Origin of the sequence: Rhizobium sp. CG5 (genome assembly GCF_023701945.1) — a bacterium.
GTDB lineage: Bacteria > Pseudomonadota > Alphaproteobacteria > Rhizobiales > Rhizobiaceae > Allorhizobium.
In genome coordinates this window covers 112,905-130,875 of sequence record NZ_JABAEF010000011.1, presented here as the reverse complement: position 1 = coordinate 130,875, position 17,971 = coordinate 112,905, and the positions used below count along the sequence as shown (strand labels likewise).

The window sequence follows — 17,971 nt, the reverse complement described above, 5'->3', positions numbered from 1 at the left end:
GTCACCTTTCGCCCAGCCGGGGGTTGAGCACTTCGCGCAGGCGATCGCCGACGATATTGATGGAGAACACCAGGATCAGAAGCAGCAGGCCCGGATAGACGCTCATCCAGTATTCACCCGACATCAGCACCTGATAGCCATTGGCAATCAGCAGCCCGAGCGATGGCTCGGTAATCGGCAGGCCGATGCCCAGAAAGGAGAGCGTGGCTTCCGCCGAGATGGCATTGGCGACCTGGAGCATGCCGATCACGATCAGCGGCGGCAGGCAGTTTGGCAGGAGATGACCGAACAGGATGCGCGGAGTGCCGATGCCAAGCGTTACGGCCGCTTCGATATAGTCCTTGTTCTTCTCGACCAGGGCAGCTGCGCGCACGGCGCGGGCAAAGGTTGCCCATTGCACGAGGATCAGCGCCAGCACCACTTTCCACACCCCTTGCCCCAGCAGGGCGAGCAGCATGAGCGCCACGAGAATGGTGGGAAAGCCGAGCATCAGGTCGACGATGCGCATGATCATCGCATCGATACGGCCACCGAAATAGGCGGCGATCAGACCCAGCATGGTGCCGACCATCAGGGCCACGACGCCGGAAAACACGCCGACGCCGAGACTGGTGCGCAGGCCGTGCACCATGGCCGACAACATGTCGCGGCCCTGGCCGTCGGTGCCGAGCCAATAGACCATGCCGTCCATGCTTTGCGATCCGGGCGGCAGCTTGGAGTCGAGAATATCCAGCACGGCGAGATCGTAGGGATCCTGCTGCGTCAGGAAGGGACCGAAGAGCGCCGTCAGCAGGAGAAACAGGCAGACGATGGCCGCGATCGTGGCCTTCGGGCTTTGCAGCAGACCGCCGACCAGACGACCGGCCAGCGTGTCGTCGCGAAGGTTGAGGAAATGGCCGCTCATTGCGCATCTCCCAGCCGGACGCGTGGGTCGATCAGCGAATAGAGGATGTCGACCACGAAATTGATGAAGATGAACAGGCTGACGATGACCAGCAGATAGGCCACCACAACAGGACGATCGAGCCTCATGATGGAATCGATCAGCAGCTTGCCGATGCCCGGCCAGGCGAAAATCGTCTCCGTCACGACGGCAAAGGCCAGCATGCTGCCGAGCTCAAGGCCAATGACGGTGACGAGCGGGATCAGGATGTTCTTGAGCACATGCACCAGCACGATCCGCCGCTCCGACAGGCCCTTGGCGCGGGCGAATTTGATGAAATCCAGCGGCATGGTCTCGCGCACGCCGGTGCGCGTCAGCCGTATGACAAGAGAGAGCTTGAACAGGCAGAGATTGATCGCCGGCAGGATCAGATGCGTGACGCCATCGATCGTGAACAGGCTGGACTGCAGACCCAGGAAACTGCCGACCTCGCCGCGGCCGGTCGAGGGCAGCCAGCCGAGCCAGATCGAAAAGATCATGATCAGCATCATGCCCTGCCAGAAGCTCGGAAGGGAAAAGCCGAGGATGGAGCCGGTCATGATCGCCTCGTCGGTGACGCTATTGGGCTTCAGGCCGGCGACCAGGCCGAGCGGGATGCCGACGACCAAGGCGATGAACAGACCGGTGAGGGTCAGTTCCAATGTGGCCGGCAGCCGCTCGAAGATCAGGGCGATGGATGGGCGATTGAAGACAAAGGAGCGCCCGAGATCGCCATGCAGCGCATTCCAGGCAAAGGTCAGGAACTGCTGCCAAAGCGGCTTATCGAGACCGAGCGAGACGATAACCTGAGCGCGTTCAGCGGGGCTCGCATCGGGCGAGATCAGCATCTCGATCGGATCGCCGATGGCATAGACGCCGAGAAAGACGATGAGTGCCGTGATCAGCAGCACGACAACGCTTTGCATCAGCCGGCGGATGATGAAAACCGTCACAAGCGATACTCCCGCCTGAATCGATGCAGACGGGGACAGAGAGATGTCATCGGAGAACCCCTTTTTTGTCTTTTGTTGAGGTGACGATAGCGGGCCGGAAAAAGCGCGCAATATTATGAGTGAAGCGCATGATCCTATGCGTTTTGCGCCGAGCATGCGGGATAACACCGCGGCGGCTTGCCTTCCACGGTGGCAGCCTTAGGATCGGCGCCATGAATTTCAAACAGCTCGAAATTTTCAAGACGATCATGGATACCGGCTCGACCATCGCGGCAGCGGCGGAACTCGGCATGTCGCAGTCGGCGATCAGCCGGCAGCTGGCCGCGCTGGAGGAGGAAATCGGCCGCGAGCTGTTCCTGCGCGACAAGGGTCGGCTGGTGCCACGTCCGGAAGCGCATTTGCTGGTCGGCGAAGTCGACGAGGTGGCCGACAGTGTAGCCAAGCTGCGCAACAAGATCGGCGATATCCGCACCGGCGTGTTCGGCGAGGCGCTGATCCGGATCGCCTTTCCCCACAGCCTGACGACGACCATGCTGCCGCCGCTGGTGGCCCGTTTCAAGGCGGACCACCCGCGGGTCACGGTCGAGATCCTGAGCGGCCCCTATGATGCGATCGAGAGGATGGTGCGCAGCCGCGTCGCCGATCTCGGCTTCGTGCGGCTGCCTACGGAAGAGCATTCCTTTGATGCCCGCTCGCTGTTCCAGAGCGGCACGACCTGCGTGATGCCCTTTGATCATCCGCTGGCGGCCAAGGAGGCGATCACCGTCAATGACCTGGCCCGCAACGACCTGATTTTGCTGGGACGACAGCGGATCAACCGCAATGAGTTGGAGCACGAACTGCGCCGCATCGTGCCGAGCTATCGCTGCAGCCTGGAGGTCCACTCGGTGGAAACCGCCTGCGCCTGCGCAGCCCAGGGTCTGGGCATTGCCATCGTGCCCTCGCTGATCGCGGCCTTTTTCCGCAATGATGCCATCGCGATGCGGCCCTTCCTGCCGGACAAGGTCGCCGACTATGGCATCATCACGCTGTCGGGTGCGCCGCTGTCCTGGACCGCGGAAGCGTTTATCGAGATACTCCGCCGCCACGGGCCGAGTCTCGACGACAGGAGCCTCTAGCGTCCATCGCCCATTTCGGCCGGTTCAGAGCCTGCGTGCTTCCAGACGCCGTTTGTCGCGCTCGACATGGTCGATGCCGAGCTTTGTCAAACAGAATTGTCGTTTCTGAAATTCGCCGCGGATCTGGATGAAGCCCTGCTCCTCGGCTTCGCTCAATGTCTTCAGGCTTGTGCCCTTGGGCGGAGACTGCCAGTCAGCGCCATCGGCGCTGTGCAGCAAGACCATGATCTTTATAATTTGACTCTCCATGCCTGTCTCATACGGCTGTTTCGCGTCGCCTGGCCCTTTTGAGAAATCGAGCCATTGCCGGCCTCTTCTGCATGAAATGGATGCCGACGACAACCAGCGATCAGATTGATGCTGTCTGCGTGTCGGCGATGAACGGATAGGTCGCTTCGCAGCCGCCATCGTCGACAGGCGTCGGATGATCGACGACAGGCCTTTGCAACAACCCTATCCGAAACCGGACCAAGGTCCCTGGGGCGCCCTCAAAGGTCCCAGGGCCGTTCACAGGGCATGCCGCATGGGCGCATCTTGTCGCTGTGAGATGCCAAAGGCCTTTCGCACCAACCTTCGGCTCTGGTCGAAACCCATGTGAGGAGCACTACAATGTCGGTAACCCAATATGTCCTGCGCTCGGCGATCGTGCTGGCCATGCTATCCCCCGCCATCCCGGCCAGTGCCGCCCTGAACGGCGAGCTTGATACCGGAGTCGCAGGCACAACCCGCCTCGCTCAGCCCTACGACCTCGTTGCCAGGAAAGGCGCCGATGACAAGCCGGGCCACACCCGCCGCGGCCGCGGCCGTGACGACGGCCCGAACCATACATTCCTGCTGAAGCTGGACGAAACGCAGGTCGCACGGCGCGGCGCGGATGATAAGCCAGGCCACAACCGTCGTGGTCGCGGATCGGACGACGCAGCCGGCGACGATCACGGCGGTCGCCGCGCCTGAGCCGAATGAGCGATGCGGACAAAGATCCACACCTGATTCAATCCACCGGCGCAGCCTTTCGGGTGCGTCGGTGATCCGATTGCAAAATCGTCCAGTGGTACGGAGTAGACGCGTTGGCGAATGATCTTCGATTTCGTGGTAGAGCCTTTGCGGCAGTACTGCTGGTTGCGGTCCTTACCCTCCTGGCATTGCCGCATGGCGTGTGGGCAAAGGATGGCGGTTCCAGCGACTCCGGCTCGGATCACTCGGGCTCCGATCATTCAAGCTCGGATGATTCCGACTCGGGAGGGCACAGCGGCAAGGGCAGCGGCGACGACGACGACAATGACAATGATAGGGATGACAATGGCGGAAGCGACGATTCTGCGCGTGGCAGCGGCGACAAGGACGCACAGGAGCGCCGTCATACCTATGACGGGGGCTGGCTTGCGCAGATCCGCAATGGGCGATACCAGGTGTTCGACCCGGCCGGACGGCTGGTGATCAACCGCGAAGCCAGGACGGCCGACTACCAGAAATTCTAGAGCGCGCTCATGCCAGGCGCGGTCAGGAGCGTTGGCCAGCGTCCCGCAGCAGCATGGCGGCCTCTGTCCGGTTGCGGACATTCAGCTTCTGCAGGATCCGGGTCATGTGGTGCTTGATCGTCTTTTCCTGCAGGTCGAGCCGCCGAGCGACTTCCTTGTTGCTGTTGCCGGCCGCGACCAGCTTGAGGATTTCCTCCTCGCGGCGCGTCAGGCTCGCCAGCATGTCCTGCGAGCTGTCGCCCTTCTCCAAGCCATGAACCACCGGCGCCACTATGCGCAGCTCCGCCAGGATGCGGGCCGCAAGCGCCGGCGACACATAGCTTTCCCCCGCCATCGCACCGCGCACCACCTCGATCAGCGTCGTGGCGGGAACGCCTTTCAGCACATAGCCGCGCGCACCGGACTTCAGCGCCATCAGCACATCCTCGTCGGCCTCCGATGCCGTCAGCACGACGACCCGGGCGTCAGGGGACTGTTCGAGGATAAGGCGCAGGGCATTGAGGCCGCCGCCCGGCATGGAAAGATCGAGCAGGATGACGTCGGGCTTCAGCTGCCGGTCAAGCCGGATCGCCTCGTCGGCGGACGCGCCCTCGCCGCAGACCTCAAGGTCCTGCTGTTCCGAAAGGCTTCTCGAAACACCGTCCCGAAACATCGGATGATCATCGACGACGAGGATGCGGATGGTATGTTCGGTCATGGTCCTGTGTTCCCTGGCAGGCGCATCGTCAGGCGCGCGCCGTTTTGCGAATCGAGGTCGAGCTTTCCGCCGAGACCGGCAATCCGTTCCTCAAGCCCCAGAAGACCGAGGCCTTCACCGGCTGTGCGCCGATTAAATCCCGGCCCCTTGTCGCTGACGGTGATCTCGATCCCGCTGCCCGCCGCCGAGGCCGTCACCTGCTGACCGATGCCGGCGGCGTGGCGGGCGGCATTGTTGAGCGTTTCCTGGACGAAGCGATAGGCGCAGATCTTCTCGGCTTTCGACAGGTCGGGAAGTGCGGGATCGCAGGTGAAGGCGACGCGCGTTCCGGTCCGGCTTTCATGCGCCGCGATGACGCGCCTCAAGACGTCCTCGACGCCGAGCCCGTCCAGCTCGGGCAATGTCAGGCCTCGGCAGATATTGCGGATGTCGCGCATCGCATCGTCCAGTGCCGTCTTGACCCGTTCACCATCCTGATTGGTCGATCCGGCCGGCAGGATCGACCCGAGCCGCAGCGACGCGAAGGCCAGCAATTGCGCCGGTCCGTCGTGAAGCTCCGCCGAGAGACGCCGCAGGTAGCGCTCGTTGAGGTCGGCGGTGCGATGGGTCGCCTGGTCGACGCGGCGGCGCAGTGCCTGGTTTTGCGCCAGCAGCGCCGATAGCGTTTCCACCTTTTCGTCGAGGGCCACTCTTTGGCGGGTGATCAGACGGCTGCCGCGGGCGACGATGCCAAACAGCAAGGCGAACATCACCAGCGTCACCACGCCGACGACCAGCCAGCTTTGCAGCCGCGCACTGGTCAGTTCGGAGCTGAGATCGACGCCGTTCTCGTAGAACTCGGCGATGCCGATGATGTCGCCGGACCAGGGTTCGCGGATCGGGCTGTAGATTTCCAGCAGCGGAAGGCCGCTCAGGCGCTCAACCTCGTTTTCCGGTCCTTCGAGTTGGTTGAATTCCGCATGGATCTGTCCAGCCTTGGCCGTCACCAGCCCGTCGGTCATCTCGAAACGCTTGCCGATCGCGCCATCCTCGTTGCTGAAGACGATCGTGCCGTCGGGCTTCCAGATCTTGAAGGCAATCAGTTTTTCCCTGAGGACGCCCTGGGAGAGCGTCTCTGTGAGCGCAACACGCGCGCCTTCGCCCAAGGTATTGGATTTTGCCAGCTCCTGCGTCAGCGGCGCAATGATGCTGTCCACGTAGAGCGCCGTTGCCGCCGCTGCGTTGTGGATGACGGAATCTTCGATGCGCCCGCTCACCCAGAAGCCGATCATCGACATGCCGAACAGAAGGACACCTGCTGCTGCCAGCACGAACTGCCGGGCAAGACTTGTGCCTCCAGTCGGTGCCCGCACGTCCTTGGTGTCCGATGTTCTCTCCATGCTCGTTCATAGCGCATTCCACGGGCCCAAAGAAGTCGGACCCATGGCGCCGGATAGGGACCAAAGTCTGATCACCCGGATAAGCAGCGTAGCCCTTCGAAGATTGGCATCGGACGGTCAGGGCGGCCGATGATCTCTCCAAGCGAACCGAGCAACAAGCGGCAGCCCTTGAGATCAGTCTATACAGGCACCGGTCGCCCGCTAATATATGGAACGATCCAACTCCCACGGGGTCTCTCTGCGTCGGAACCAGATTCTGTGCGTGAGATACCGCATCAGCAGCCGTTTTCTTTCGTTCCTGTCATCTTTCGGATCTCATGCAACGCGCTTCAGCAGAAAAATCGCTTGACCGATTTGGAACGTTCCAATAAACCCTTTTCCAGGACGGAGAGTATCCTTGGGGAGGGGTCGATGGCGAAAGGACGCGTGACGGTCATCGATATTGCGCGTGCTGCCGGTGTGTCCAAATCCACCGTCTCGCTCGTCCTCCAGGGGTCGCCTCTCGTCAATGAGGCAACGCGCGCCAAGGTCACCGTGGTGATGCGGGAGCTGGGTTATGTCTATAACCGGGGTGCGGCGACGCTGCGCCAGACGTCGGGCAATACCAAGATCATCGGAATGGTCGTCAACGACCTGACGAACGGGTTCTTCGCAGAGCTTGCAGTGGGCGTCGACACCGTCGTGCAGTCGGCTGGCTTCGTGCAGTTCCTGGCCAATACGGCGGAGCGGGTGGATCGGCAGCAGGAAGTCATCGCATCCATGCGCGAACATGGAATTTCCGGCTTGATCATATCTCCGGCAAGGGAAACGACCGCTCTGGACTTGAAAGCGGTGACGGAGGCCGGGATCCCGGTTGTCACGGCCGTTCGCAATATTCCAGGCGCCAAATGCTCGTCGCTGGTGTCCGACAATGCGGCGGGCACGCTGGCAGGTGTGAAACATCTGGCAGGACTTGGCCACAAGCGGATCGCGTTTCTCGGCGGCTATCCGGACATCATGGTCTTCCAGGAGCGCTATCGCGGCTATTGCGAGGGCCTTCAGGCGGTCGGGCACGAGCTCCATGCGGATTATGTGATTGCATCCAGTGCGTCGAGGGCAGGGGGTGTCGATGCGATCGGCCGAGCTTTGAAGCTGCCTGAGCCCCCGACGGCCGCGGTCTGCTTCAATGATGCCGTTGCCTTCGGTGTCTGCGACGGATTGCGGGTGCAGGGCCTTGAGGCCGGGCCTAAATTCGGGGTGGTCGGTTTCGACGATGTGATCGAGGCAAAGACTGCCGTTCCGTCGCTCACGACGGTTTCCGTGGATCCGCAGGGCATGGGGCAGAAAGCGGCCCAGCTTCTGCTGAAGCAGATCAATGCCGGAAAAGTCGAAGCCGAGTCCGTCACCACCGCCGTTCGTCTGATCGTACGGGAAAGTTGCGGCGCCACGGTCAGGGGCAGTGCGGAGGCGCCGCTATGACGATCCGTTGGCCATCACCGGCACTCTGCGCCGTGAATATTCAATCTGGAATATGAGTTTGATCATGAGCAAGCATATCACTCCCGCAGAGGCTGCTGCCCTTATCCCCGACGGAGCCATCGTTTCGGTCTCGTCGTCGAGCGGTCTCGGCTGCCCCGATCTCATGCTGAAGGCGATCGGCGAACGGTTCGAACAGACCGGCCATCCCAAGGACATCACGACGCTGCATCCGATTGCCGCCGGCGACATGAGCGGCATCAAGGGCGTCGACCACATCGCGCGCAAGGGTCTGCTGAAAAAGATCATCGGTGGATCCTATCCGTCCGGTCCGTCCACCTCGGAACCGCCCTTGATCTGGCAGATGGTGACGGGCAACGAAATCCCGGCCTACAACGTGCCATCCGGAATCCTGTTCGACATGCATCGCGAGGCGGCGGCCAAGCGGCCGGGCGTCATCACCAAGGTCGGCCTCGATACCTTCGTCGATCCGGCCCGTCAGGGCTGCGCGATGAATGAAGCGGCCACCGCCGAACCCATTGTCGAGCGCATCACCTTTGCTGGCGAGCAATGGCTGTTCTTCCCGGTCATCGTCCCGAAGGTGGCGATCATCCGCGCAACCACGGCTGATGAACGGGGCAACCTCACCTATGAGCATGAGGGCGCCTATCTCGGCGGGCTCGATCAGGCGCTTGCTGCCCGCAACAATGGCGGCATCGTCATTGCGCAGGTCAAGCGCATTACCAAAGAAGGTTCGCTGCGGCCGCATGACGTGCGGGTTCCGGGCATGCTCGTCGACTATGTCGTCGTTGATCCGGACCAGAAGCAGACGACCCAGACGGATTATGACCCGGCGATCTCGGGCGAACTGATGCGTCCGCTGTCGTCCTTCCGTGTGCCGGAGTTCAATATCCAGAAGGTCATCGCCCGGCGCGTTGCCCAGGAGCTTCAAGCGGACAGCTGCGTCAATCTCGGTTTCGGCATTTCGGCGAACGTGCCGCGCATCCTTCTGGAAGAAGGCCTTCACGGCTCCGTCACCTGGGTGATCGAGCAGGGCGCCGTGGGGGGCGTGCCGCTTCTGGACTTCGCCTTTGGCTGCGCCTCCAATGCCGATGCCTTCATGCCGTCGCCCTATCAGTTCACCTATTTTCAGGGCGCGGGCTTTGATGCATCGCTTCTGTCCTTCCTTGAGATCGGTCGCGACGGATCAGTCAACGTGTCCAAGCTGTCTTTCCGTCCGCATGTGACGGCAGGGGCGGGCGGCTTCGTCGATATCACGGCGCGGGCGCGCAAGATCGTGTTTTCCGGCATGTTCAATGCGGGCGCAAAGCTTAGCATCCGCGATGGGAAGCTGGTGATCGAAAAGGAGGGCAAGCTGAAGAAGCTTGTCAACGAGGTGGAACATGTCACCTTCTCCGGCCGCCGTGCCGTCGAGCAGGGACAGGATATCACCTATGTCACGGAGCGCGCTGTGATGAAGCTGACGCCGGACGGCATCGTCCTGACCGAAATCGCCCCCGGCGTGGACCTGCTATCCCATATCTTGGACCAGGCCGAGTTCCCGCTGATCGTGTCGCCGCAACTCAAGACCATGGATGCTAGCCTGTTTGGCGAAGGGCCGATTGGCCTTTCGCTTCCGGTAAAGCCCATCCGCACGCTGGAGGGGCTCGCCCATGGCTAGTGGAACCGTTCGCATCGAAAAAGACGGGCCTGTTGCCGTCCTGACGATCTGCCGTCCGGAAAAGCTCAACGCGCTTGATCTCGATATGCTCGCAGCACTCTCCGGTGCCGCCGATGCCATCGAAGCTGATCCGGATATCCGGGTTGCGGTGCTGACGGGGGAAGGCAAGGGCTTTTCCGCGGGTGGCGATATTCGTGCCTGGGGCGGCATGCGCCCCGAGGAATTCGGTCACGCCTGGGTGCGCCGTGGGCACCGCGTGTTCGAGCGCCTTGCAACGCTGCGCATGCCACTGGTGGCGGCGCTGAACGGCCATGCGCTTGGCGGCGGGCTGGAACTGGCAGGGATCGCCGATATCCGCATCGCCGAACAGCATATTCGCATCGGGTTGCCGGAGACGGGGCTTGGCATGGTTCCCGGCTGGTCCGGCACCCAGCGGCTGGTCAAGCGTTTCGGCGCACAGATTGTGCGTCGCATGGCACTTGGCGGTGAGGTTTTCGGAGCCGAAGACGCCAAGCTGCTCGGCCTTGTCGATCACGTGGCGCCGACGGGCGGCTCCCTCACCCACGCCCTCGAATACGCGCAGCGCGTCGCATCGCGCGGCCCAGCCGCGGTCGAAATCGTCAAGCTGATGATCGCTTCTGCAAGCGGCGAGGATACCGGAGCCGCCGTCGAGGCGCTTGGCTCGATCCTCGCGGCCAAGACCGGCGATCTCAAGGAAGGCGTTCTTTCCTTTACGGAAAAGCGCCCCGCACACTTCAAGGGAGAATGGTAAATGACGGTTCTGGTGAACCCAACGGCGCTTGCCAATCACAAGGCCCGCGAGTTCGGCATGCTGATCGGCGGCAAATGGGAGCAGGGCACGGGCGCGCCGATCGAACGCATCGCGCCGAGCCATGGCGTTGTCGTCAGCCGGGTCGCGGCCGGCAGCAAGGCTGACGCGGAGCGCGCGATCAAGGCTGCCCGCGACGCGTTCGAAGAGGGTCCCTGGCCGCGCCTGACGGCCTCGGAGCGCTCAGCCATCCTGCTCAAAGCGGCGGATCTGATTGCTGCCCGCTCCGAAGAACTGGCGTTCCTTGATGCGATCGAGGCCGGCAAGCCGATCAGCCAGGTGCGTGGCGAGATCGCTGGCTCTGTCGATATCTGGCGCTATGCCGCCGCTCTGGCGCGAAGCCTGCATGGGGAAAGCTACAACACCCTTGGTGACGGAACCCTGGGCGTCGTGCTGCGCGAGGCCATCGGGGTGGTCTCGATTATTACGCCCTGGAACTTTCCGTTCCTGATCGTCGCGCAGAAGCTTCCCTTCGCGCTGGCTGCCGGCTGCACGGCGGTGGTCAAGCCCTCCGAACTGACCTCCGGCTCGACGGTTGTGCTGGGTGAAATCCTTCTGGAGGCCGGTGTTCCGGCAGGCGTCGTGAACATCGTGACCGGGACGGGGCCGGAAGTCGGTGCGGTCATGACCTCCCATCCACACGTCGACGTGGTGTCGTTTACAGGGTCGACCGGCGTCGGCCGGTTGACCATGGCCAATGCGGCCCAGACGCTGAAAAAGGTGTCGCTGGAGCTCGGCGGCAAGAACCCGCAGATCGTCTTCCCGGATGCGGATCTCGATGCGTTCATCGATGCGGCGGTGTTCGGCGCCTATTTCAACGCCGGGGAATGCTGCAATGCAGGGTCGCGGCTGATCCTGCACAGGTCCATCGCCGAAAGCGTCATCAGCCGCGTGGCGGAGCTTGCGCAGAAGGTTCGCGTTGGCGATCCGCTGGACCCGACGACGCAGGTGGGTGCGATCATCACGCCGCAGCACCTGGAGAAAATCAACGGCTTCGTCGACGGCGCCTTGAAGACCGGTGCCGAAGTGGCGCATGGTGGCGGTGGGTTGGACCTCGGCATGGGCCAGTTCATGGCACCGACTATTCTGTCCGGTGTAACGCCGGATATGGCTGTCGCCCGCGAGGAGGTGTTCGGTCCTGTTTTGTCAGTGCTGACGTTCGACACTGCAGCAGAAGCAATATCCATTGCGAATTCCATCGACTACGGCCTATCGGCCGGCGTCTGGAGCCGGGACTTCGATACCTGTCTGACGATTGGCCGGAAGGTCAAGGCGGGGACAATCTGGATGAACACTTTCATGGATGGAGCGTCCGAGCTTCCCTTCGGCGGCTACAAGCAGAGCGGCCTCGGCCGTGAACTCGGCCTGCATGCCGTCGAGGATTACACGGAAACCAAGACGCTCAACATGCATATCGGCAGCCGTACCAATTGGTGGGTGCCGAAGACCGAATAGCTGGCTCGGCCAGCAGTGAGACTACGCCTGAGGAGGGCGAGTAATGGATGCGGGAATGGGTCCCGCATCGTCCAAACTTGCATTGGGAGGAATTCAATGACTAAGTTTTTGACAACCACGTCCGTCATCGCACTGGCGCTTGCTGGGGCGGTCACGGCGGCGCGGGCTGCCGACGTCAAGGAAGTGCAGATGCTGCACTGGTGGACATCCGGTGGTGAGGCCGCAGCACTCAACGTGCTGAAGGGCGACCTGGCCAAGGAAGGCTTTGCCTGGAAGGACGTGCCGGTTGCCGGCGGTGGCGGCGACGCGGCCATGACGGCCCTGAAAGCCATGGTCGCAGCCGGAACCTATCCGACCGCCTCGCAGATGCTCGGCTACACCGTGCTCGACTATGCCGCCGCCGGCGTGATGGGCGATCTGACCGAGACGGCCGTCAAGGAAGGCTGGGACAAGTCGGTTCCGGCCGCCCTTCAGAAATTCTCGGTCTATGACGGCAAGTGGGTCGCAGCCCCGGTGAATGTCCACTCGGTCAATTGGCTGTGGATCAACAAGGCCGTGATGGACAAGATCGGCGGCACCGAGCCGAAGTCCTTTGAAGACCTGATCGCTCTTCTCGAAAAGGCCAAGGCAGCGGGCGTGATCCCGCTGGCCCTCGGCGGACAGAACTGGCAGGAAGCCACCATGTTCGACTCCATCGTTCTGTCGACCGGCGGGCCTGAATTCTACAAGAAGGCCTTCAACGAGCTCGACGAGGACTCGCTGAAGTCCGATACCATGAAGAAGTCCTTCGACAATCTTGGCCAGATCATCAAGTATGTCGATCCCAACTTCTCCGGTCGCGACTGGAACCTTGCCACCGCCATGGTCATCAAGGGCGACGCCCTGGTGCAGGTCATGGGTGACTGGGCCAAGGGCGAATTCGTCGCCGCCAAGAAGACCCCGGACACCGATTTCCTGTGCTACCGCTTCCCCGGCACCGACGGCAGCGTGATCTACAACTCCGACATGTTCGGCATGTTCAATGTGCCGGATGATCAGAAGGCAGCGCAGGTCGCCCTGGCCACCGCCACCCTTTCCAAGAGCTTCCAGTCGGCTTTCAACGTCGTCAAGGGTTCGGTTCCGGCCCGTACCGACGTTCCGGACACCGACTTCGATGCTTGCGGCAAGAAGGGCATTGCCGACCTGAAGGCCGCCAATGACGGCGGCACGCTGTTCGGCTCGCTGGCCCAGGGTTATGGCGCGCCTCCGGCGGTTGCCAACGCCTACAAGGACGTCGTGACGAAGTTCGTTCACGGCCAGATCACCAGCTCCGACCAGGCCGTCGAAGAGCTGGTCAAGGCGATCGACGACGCAAAGTAAGCCTCGCTTCCATAGTCCTCCCCGCATCCGTGCGGGGAGGACCCGTCGTCGAACTGCGCTCGGGAGGAATGAGCATCATGAGTAGGGTCGCAACAACGGAACCCGTTCGAACGCCGACGCGCGATCGTCGATCGTCGATCCGTGGACGATTGCAGGATCTGCTGCCGCAAATCGTTCTGGCACCGAGCTTCGCCATCACCATCGTCTTCGTCTACGGCTTCATTCTTTGGACGGTCTATCTGTCGTTCACCAACTCCAAGACGTTTCCATCCTATGCGCTGACCGGCCCGCGGGCCTACCAGAGGCTCTGGCGCTGGACGCTGGAAAGCGATCCGCCGTCCTCCTGGTACACCTCGATCACCAATATGGGGATCTTCGGTTTTCTCTATATCGGCATCTGCCTGGGGCTTGGCCTGTTCCTCGCCATCCTTCTCGACCAGAAGATTAGGGGTGAAGGCGTGCTGCGGCCGATCTTCCTTTATCCAATGGCTCTTTCCTTCATCGTGACCGGGGTTGCGTGGAAGTGGTTCCTCGATCCCGGCCTCGGCCTGGAACAGACCCTGCATCAGCTGGGCTGGACCAGCTTTCACTTCGACTGGATCAAGAACAAGGACTTCGTCATCTACACCGTCGTGATCGCCGGTGTCTGGCAGGCCTCGGGCTTCGTCATGGCCATGTTCCTTGCAGGACTTCGCGGCATCGACGGCGAGATCATGAAGGCGGCGCAGATCGATGGCGCATCGACCTTCCAGCTCTATCGCCGCATCATTATTCCGCTGCTCCGGCCCGTCTTCCTGTCGGCCTTCATCGTGCTCGCGCATCTGGCCATCAAGTCCTACGACCTTGTCGTGGCACTGACCTCCGGCGGGCCAGGCGGCTCGGCCTGGCTGCCGTCAAACTTCATGTACGAATACACCTTCAAGCGAAACGAGATGGCTGTCGGTTCGGCAAGCGCAGTCATCATGCTGATGACCATCTCGGCGATCATCGTTCCCTACCTCTACTCGGAACTCAAGGAGAAGGCGCGATGAGCAGTTCGGCGTCCTCGTCATCCTATTCCAGCAGCCGTTGGGTTGGCCGCACCGCGATTTACGGTCTGCTGATCCTCTTCGCGATCCTCTACCTGATGCCGCTCTTCGTCATGCTGGTGACCTCGTTCAAGACGATGGACGAAATCCAGAACGGCAATATGCTGTCATTGCCCCAGGCGCCGTCCTTCGATGCCTGGTTCAAGGCCTGGGGTGAAACCTGCGTCGGCCTGACCTGCGAAGGCATTAAGGGCTATTTCTGGAACTCCATCAAGATGGTCGTGCCGGCCGTGGCGATCTCGACCGTCCTTGGCGCCCTGAACGGCTATGTCCTGACCAAATGGCGGTTCCCCGGCCACACCCTGGTGTTCGGGCTGATGCTGTTTGCCTGCTTCATCCCCTTCCAGTCGGTGCTGTTGCCCATGGCGACGATCCTCGGCAGCCTGGGGCGCTTCGGCATGAGCCTGCGCAACGCCACCGGCTTTTCCTTCGGCTTCGGCAACCCGACCGCCAACCTGGTCTTCGTCCACGTCGTCTATGGCCTCGGCTTCACCACGCTGTTCTTCCGCAATTTCTACGAAGCCTTCCCGACCGAACTGGTCAGGGCCGCCCAGGTCGATGGCGCCGGCTTCTTCCAGATCTTCCGGCGGATCATGCTGCCCAACTCGCTGCCGATCATCGTCGTCACCGTGATCTATCAGTTCACCAATATCTGGAACGACTTCCTGTTTGCCTCGGCCTATGCCGGCACCGGGGACGCGATGCCGATGACGGTGGCGCTGAACAATGTCGTCAACACCTCGACGGGCGTCGTCGAATACAACGTCAACATGGCGGCGGCGATGATCGCCGCGATGCCCACGCTCCTCGTTTACATTCTCGCCGGCCGCTATTTCGTACGCGGACTGATGGCGGGCGCCGTCAAAGGATAATCCCATGGCTTTCCTCGAAATCTCGAAACTGAAGAAGCGTTACGGTGCGGTGGAAATCCTCAAAGGGATCGATATCGAGCTTGAGAAAGGCGGCTTTCTCGTCCTCGTGGGCCCTTCCGGCTGCGGCAAGTCTACGCTGCTGAACACGATTGCAGGTTTGGAAGCGATCACCGAAGGCGATATCCGGGTCGACGACCGCAGCATCGCCGACCTTCATCCGTCCAAGCGGGATATCGCCATGGTATTCCAGAGCTATGCGCTCTACCCCAACATGACGGTTGGCGGGAACATTTCCTTCGGCATGGAAATGCGCGGCGTGCCGGCGGACGAGCGCAAGCAGGCGATCGACAAGGTGGCCAAGGTTCTGCAGATCGGTCACCTGCTGGACCGCAAACCCAGCCAGCTCTCCGGCGGCCAGCGCCAGCGCGTGGCGATGGGGCGCGCCCTGGTGCGCGATCCCAAACTGTTCCTGTTCGACGAGCCGCTGTCCAACCTGGATGCCAAGTTGCGCGTCGACATGCGCATCGAGATCAAGCGTCTGCATCAGGCGACGGGCACCACCATCGTCTACGTCACGCACGACCAGATCGAGGCGATGACGCTCGCGACGAAGATCGCGGTGATGAAAGACGGCATGGTCCAGCAGTTCGGCACGCCGGCCGAAATCTACAACAATCCCGTCAACATGTTCGTCGCCGACTTCATGGGCTCGCCCGCCATGAACCTGCTCTCCGGAACGATCGAGAACGGCCCCGGCGGCCTTTCCGTCGTTCTGGGTCGGGAACACGGCGAGGCGATCAGGCTGCCGGTCGCGCCGGGACGCGATCAGCTGGCATCTCACACCGGCAAGACGGTGGTGTTCGGTATTCGTCCTGAAGCGCTGACCGATCCCGAAGGCGCGGACCGCAACGCGCAGACCATCGCCGAAAGTGACTGCCTCATCGATGTCGTCGAGCCAGCCGGCTCGGACACCTTCGCTGTGACCAAGCTTGGCGGCAAGGAAGTCGTGGCGCGCCTTCGTGCCGACGTGCGGATCAATGCCGGGCAAACAGCGCGGCTGGCCTTCAACCTCGACAAGGCGGTCTTCTTCGATCCGCAGACCGAACAACGGATTGCATGAGCTTGGCTGGCATGGAGAAGAGCCCTGACATCGTCATTATCGGATCAGGCATCGGAGGCGCGACCGTCGCGGCGGGACTGGCCGCCTCCGGTGCAGACATCCTCATTCTGGAGGCGGGCGACCATATTCCGGATCAACCGGAAAATCGCGACCAACGCGCCATTTTTCAGCGTGGACACTTTCGGCCCAAGGAAACCTGGTTCGAGACGGATGGCACCGGGTTCAATCCGGGCAACTACTACAATGTGGGGGGAAACTCCAAATTCTATGGTTCGGTGCTGTCTCGCTACCGGAGGGAAGATTTCGCGGCGTTGAAACACAGGGAAGGGGTCTCTCCCGCCTGGCCGTTTGCCTACGAGGAGCTGGAGGCCTGGTACACGCAGGCGGAACAGCTTTACAAAGTGCGTGGAACGCTCGGGCAAGACCCGACCGAACCGGCGCATTCTGCGGACTACCCCTTCAAACCCGTGCCGGAAGAGGCGCCGATTGCGCAGGTTCGTGCCAAGCTGTTGAAGGCGGGGCTTCATCCATTCTCCCTGCCGCTCGGTATTGATATCGATCGATGGATCGCCAAGGCAAAGACGCCCTGGGATGCCCATCCGAATTCCGATGATGGCAAGATGGATGCGGAAACGGCGGCATTGAAGGTGGCGCTCGCCTATCAAAATGTGCGTTTGCAGACCCGTTCACGGGTCATCCGGCTGGACACGCAGGCCGATGGACGCATCTCGTCGATCCTTTACGAAAGCCATGGCGAGACGAAACGTCTCACGCCGAAACTGACCATTCTGTCCGCAGGAGCCGTGCAGTCGGCGGTGCTGCTGTTGCGGTCTGCCAATGCGGCGTTTCCGACAGGCCTTGCCAATCAGTCCGATCAGGTCGGTCGAAATTTCATGAACCACAATTCGTCGGCCGTCATCGCCATGGCGCCCTGGTTCAGGAATGACGCCGTCTATCAGAAGACGTTCGGTTTTAACGACTTTTATCTTTCTGACGGCAATGGCGGTCCACCGCTGGGCAATGTACAGCTTCTCGGTCGCGTGACGGGCAAGATTCTGAAAGCGCAGATGCCGCGGGTGCCGGAATGGCTTCTGGACCAAATGTCTGCGCATGCCATCGATTTCTACGCGATGAGCGAAGACGTTCCGCATCCCGAAAGCCGGATCATGGTGGACGGAGACCGCATCGTTCTTCAGTGGCACCGCACCAACTGGCAGGCGCATCTCGATCTCGTTGCCAAACTGAAATCGATCCTGCGCACCATTGGCTTCCCGATCGTGCTGTCGCGTCCGTTCGACAAGCGCACGCCGTCGCACCAATGCGGCACGATCCGGATGGGCAATGATCCGGCAACCGCACCGCTGGATGCGTTTTGCCGCGCCTATGCGCACGACAATCTGTTCGTTGTCGATGCGGCCTGCCTGCCCACATCCGCGGCCGTCAATCCCGCCTTGACGATCGCGGCGCAGGCATTGCGCGTGGCGAGCCGCATCAGGACTGAACACTTGAGATCATGACGGCGGCTGCGCGCTGCCAGCCCGCGAGGAAACCGCGTGTGCATTACA

General features: G+C 61.8%; 17 protein-coding genes. 12 read left to right on the top strand and 5 right to left on the bottom strand.

Annotated elements, in window-relative coordinates:
• Nucleotide 1 precedes the first annotated feature (1 nt).
• Nucleotides 2-904 (bottom strand): ABC transporter permease, encoded by a 903-nt coding sequence (locus HGO38_RS18625; protein WP_250957412.1) that lies wholly within the window; start codon nucleotides 902-904, stop codon nucleotides 2-4.
• On the bottom strand, nucleotides 901-1,875 hold the full coding sequence (locus HGO38_RS18620) for an ABC transporter permease (RefSeq protein ID WP_250957411.1): 975 nt from the start codon (nucleotides 1,873-1,875) through the stop codon (nucleotides 901-903). The genes HGO38_RS18625 and HGO38_RS18620 overlap by 4 nt, the downstream gene beginning before the upstream one ends.
• Nucleotides 1,876-2,087: 212 nt before the next feature.
• On the opposite strand from HGO38_RS18620, the gene HGO38_RS18615 reads away from it, so the two are divergent.
• The gene (locus tag HGO38_RS18615) at nucleotides 2,088-2,993 is read left to right on the top strand and encodes a LysR family transcriptional regulator (RefSeq protein WP_250957410.1); all 906 of its coding nucleotides are present in this window, start codon (nucleotides 2,088-2,090) and stop codon (nucleotides 2,991-2,993) included.
• 24 nt (nucleotides 2,994-3,017) lie between these two features.
• On the opposite strand, the gene HGO38_RS18610 is transcribed toward HGO38_RS18615, so the two are convergent.
• Nucleotides 3,018-3,218 (bottom strand): hypothetical protein, encoded by a 201-nt coding sequence (locus HGO38_RS18610; RefSeq protein WP_250957485.1) that lies wholly within the window; start codon nucleotides 3,216-3,218, stop codon nucleotides 3,018-3,020.
• 384 nt (nucleotides 3,219-3,602) lie between these two features.
• On the opposite strand from HGO38_RS18610, the gene HGO38_RS18605 reads away from it, so the two are divergent.
• Both HGO38_RS18605 and HGO38_RS18600 read left to right on the top strand, forming a co-directional pair.
• The gene (locus HGO38_RS18605; RefSeq protein WP_250957409.1) at nucleotides 3,603-3,947 is read left to right on the top strand and encodes a hypothetical protein; all 345 of its coding nucleotides are present in this window, start codon (nucleotides 3,603-3,605) and stop codon (nucleotides 3,945-3,947) included.
• A gap of 113 nt (nucleotides 3,948-4,060) precedes the next feature.
• Nucleotides 4,061-4,471, top strand: a complete 411-nt coding sequence (locus HGO38_RS18600; RefSeq protein WP_250957408.1) for a hypothetical protein — start codon at nucleotides 4,061-4,063, stop codon at nucleotides 4,469-4,471.
• Between the two features lie 22 nt (nucleotides 4,472-4,493).
• Here the strand turns inward: HGO38_RS18600 and HGO38_RS18595 are convergent, their stop codons facing one another.
• Nucleotides 4,494-5,168, bottom strand: a complete 675-nt coding sequence (locus HGO38_RS18595; RefSeq protein ID WP_250957407.1) for a response regulator — start codon at nucleotides 5,166-5,168, stop codon at nucleotides 4,494-4,496.
• Entirely contained in the window at nucleotides 5,165-6,547 is a 1,383-nt protein-coding gene (locus HGO38_RS18590) for a sensor histidine kinase (protein ID WP_250957406.1), read from the bottom strand. Before HGO38_RS18590 ends, HGO38_RS18595 begins: the two co-directional genes overlap by 4 nt.
• Nucleotides 6,548-6,958: 411 nt before the next feature.
• Between HGO38_RS18590 and HGO38_RS18585 the strand changes: the two genes are divergently transcribed.
• From HGO38_RS18585 to HGO38_RS18545, 9 genes are all read left to right on the top strand, one after another.
• Nucleotides 6,959-8,005, top strand: a complete 1,047-nt coding sequence (locus HGO38_RS18585) for a LacI family DNA-binding transcriptional regulator (RefSeq protein ID WP_250957405.1) — start codon at nucleotides 6,959-6,961, stop codon at nucleotides 8,003-8,005.
• A 64-nt stretch (nucleotides 8,006-8,069) separates the two neighbouring features.
• Nucleotides 8,070-9,683, top strand: coding sequence for an acyl CoA:acetate/3-ketoacid CoA transferase (locus HGO38_RS18580; RefSeq protein ID WP_250957404.1), 1,614 nt, complete (start codon nucleotides 8,070-8,072; stop codon nucleotides 9,681-9,683).
• Nucleotides 9,676-10,455 carry an enoyl-CoA hydratase/isomerase family protein gene (locus HGO38_RS18575; protein WP_250957403.1) on the top strand — a complete coding sequence of 260 codons (780 nt, stop codon included), beginning with the start codon at nucleotides 9,676-9,678 and terminating at the stop codon, nucleotides 10,453-10,455. Before HGO38_RS18580 ends, HGO38_RS18575 begins: the two co-directional genes overlap by 8 nt.
• Complete coding sequence (locus HGO38_RS18570) at nucleotides 10,456-11,967, top strand: aldehyde dehydrogenase family protein (RefSeq protein WP_250957402.1); 1,512 nt, start codon at nucleotides 10,456-10,458, stop codon at nucleotides 11,965-11,967.
• 96 nt (nucleotides 11,968-12,063) lie between these two features.
• On the top strand, nucleotides 12,064-13,326 hold the full coding sequence (locus HGO38_RS18565) for an ABC transporter substrate-binding protein (RefSeq protein WP_250957401.1): 1,263 nt from the start codon (nucleotides 12,064-12,066) through the stop codon (nucleotides 13,324-13,326).
• A 77-nt stretch (nucleotides 13,327-13,403) separates the two neighbouring features.
• Nucleotides 13,404-14,357, top strand: coding sequence for a carbohydrate ABC transporter permease (locus HGO38_RS18560; protein ID WP_250957400.1), 954 nt, complete (start codon nucleotides 13,404-13,406; stop codon nucleotides 14,355-14,357).
• Nucleotides 14,354-15,286, top strand: coding sequence for a carbohydrate ABC transporter permease (locus HGO38_RS18555; RefSeq protein WP_250957399.1), 933 nt, complete (start codon nucleotides 14,354-14,356; stop codon nucleotides 15,284-15,286). The genes HGO38_RS18560 and HGO38_RS18555 overlap by 4 nt, the downstream gene beginning before the upstream one ends.
• 4 nt (nucleotides 15,287-15,290) lie before the next feature.
• Nucleotides 15,291-16,406 (top strand): ABC transporter ATP-binding protein, encoded by a 1,116-nt coding sequence (locus HGO38_RS18550; protein WP_250957398.1) that lies wholly within the window; start codon nucleotides 15,291-15,293, stop codon nucleotides 16,404-16,406.
• Nucleotides 16,407-16,417: 11 nt separating this feature from the next.
• Nucleotides 16,418-17,923 (top strand): GMC oxidoreductase, encoded by a 1,506-nt coding sequence (locus HGO38_RS18545; protein ID WP_250957397.1) that lies wholly within the window; start codon nucleotides 16,418-16,420, stop codon nucleotides 17,921-17,923.
• Nucleotides 17,924-17,971 lie beyond the last annotated feature (48 nt).

Bases quoted from the DNA above. Each gene is read 5' to 3' on its own strand.
- HGO38_RS18625 (WP_250957412.1), bottom strand. From the start codon at position 904: ATGAGCGGCCATTTCCTCAACCTTCGCGACGACACGCTGGCCGGTCGT.
- HGO38_RS18615 (WP_250957410.1), top strand. From the start codon at position 2,088: ATGAATTTCAAACAGCTCGAAATTTTCAAGACGATCATGGATACCGGC.
- HGO38_RS18610 (WP_250957485.1), bottom strand. From the start codon at position 3,218: ATGGTCTTGCTGCACAGCGCCGATGGCGCTGACTGGCAGTCTCCGCCC.
- HGO38_RS18605 (WP_250957409.1), top strand. From the start codon at position 3,603: ATGTCGGTAACCCAATATGTCCTGCGCTCGGCGATCGTGCTGGCCATG.
- HGO38_RS18595 (WP_250957407.1), bottom strand. From the start codon at position 5,168: ATGACCGAACATACCATCCGCATCCTCGTCGTCGATGATCATCCGATG.
- HGO38_RS18590 (WP_250957406.1), bottom strand. From the start codon at position 6,547: ATGGAGAGAACATCGGACACCAAGGACGTGCGGGCACCGACTGGAGGC.
- HGO38_RS18585 (WP_250957405.1), top strand. From the start codon at position 6,959: ATGGCGAAAGGACGCGTGACGGTCATCGATATTGCGCGTGCTGCCGGT.
- HGO38_RS18580 (WP_250957404.1), top strand. From the start codon at position 8,070: ATGAGCAAGCATATCACTCCCGCAGAGGCTGCTGCCCTTATCCCCGAC.
- HGO38_RS18575 (WP_250957403.1), top strand. From the start codon at position 9,676: ATGGCTAGTGGAACCGTTCGCATCGAAAAAGACGGGCCTGTTGCCGTC.
- HGO38_RS18570 (WP_250957402.1), top strand. From the start codon at position 10,456: ATGACGGTTCTGGTGAACCCAACGGCGCTTGCCAATCACAAGGCCCGC.
- HGO38_RS18565 (WP_250957401.1), top strand. From the start codon at position 12,064: ATGACTAAGTTTTTGACAACCACGTCCGTCATCGCACTGGCGCTTGCT.
- HGO38_RS18560 (WP_250957400.1), top strand. From the start codon at position 13,404: ATGAGTAGGGTCGCAACAACGGAACCCGTTCGAACGCCGACGCGCGAT.
- HGO38_RS18555 (WP_250957399.1), top strand. From the start codon at position 14,354: ATGAGCAGTTCGGCGTCCTCGTCATCCTATTCCAGCAGCCGTTGGGTT.
- HGO38_RS18550 (WP_250957398.1), top strand. From the start codon at position 15,291: ATGGCTTTCCTCGAAATCTCGAAACTGAAGAAGCGTTACGGTGCGGTG.
- HGO38_RS18545 (WP_250957397.1), top strand. From the start codon at position 16,418: ATGGAGAAGAGCCCTGACATCGTCATTATCGGATCAGGCATCGGAGGC.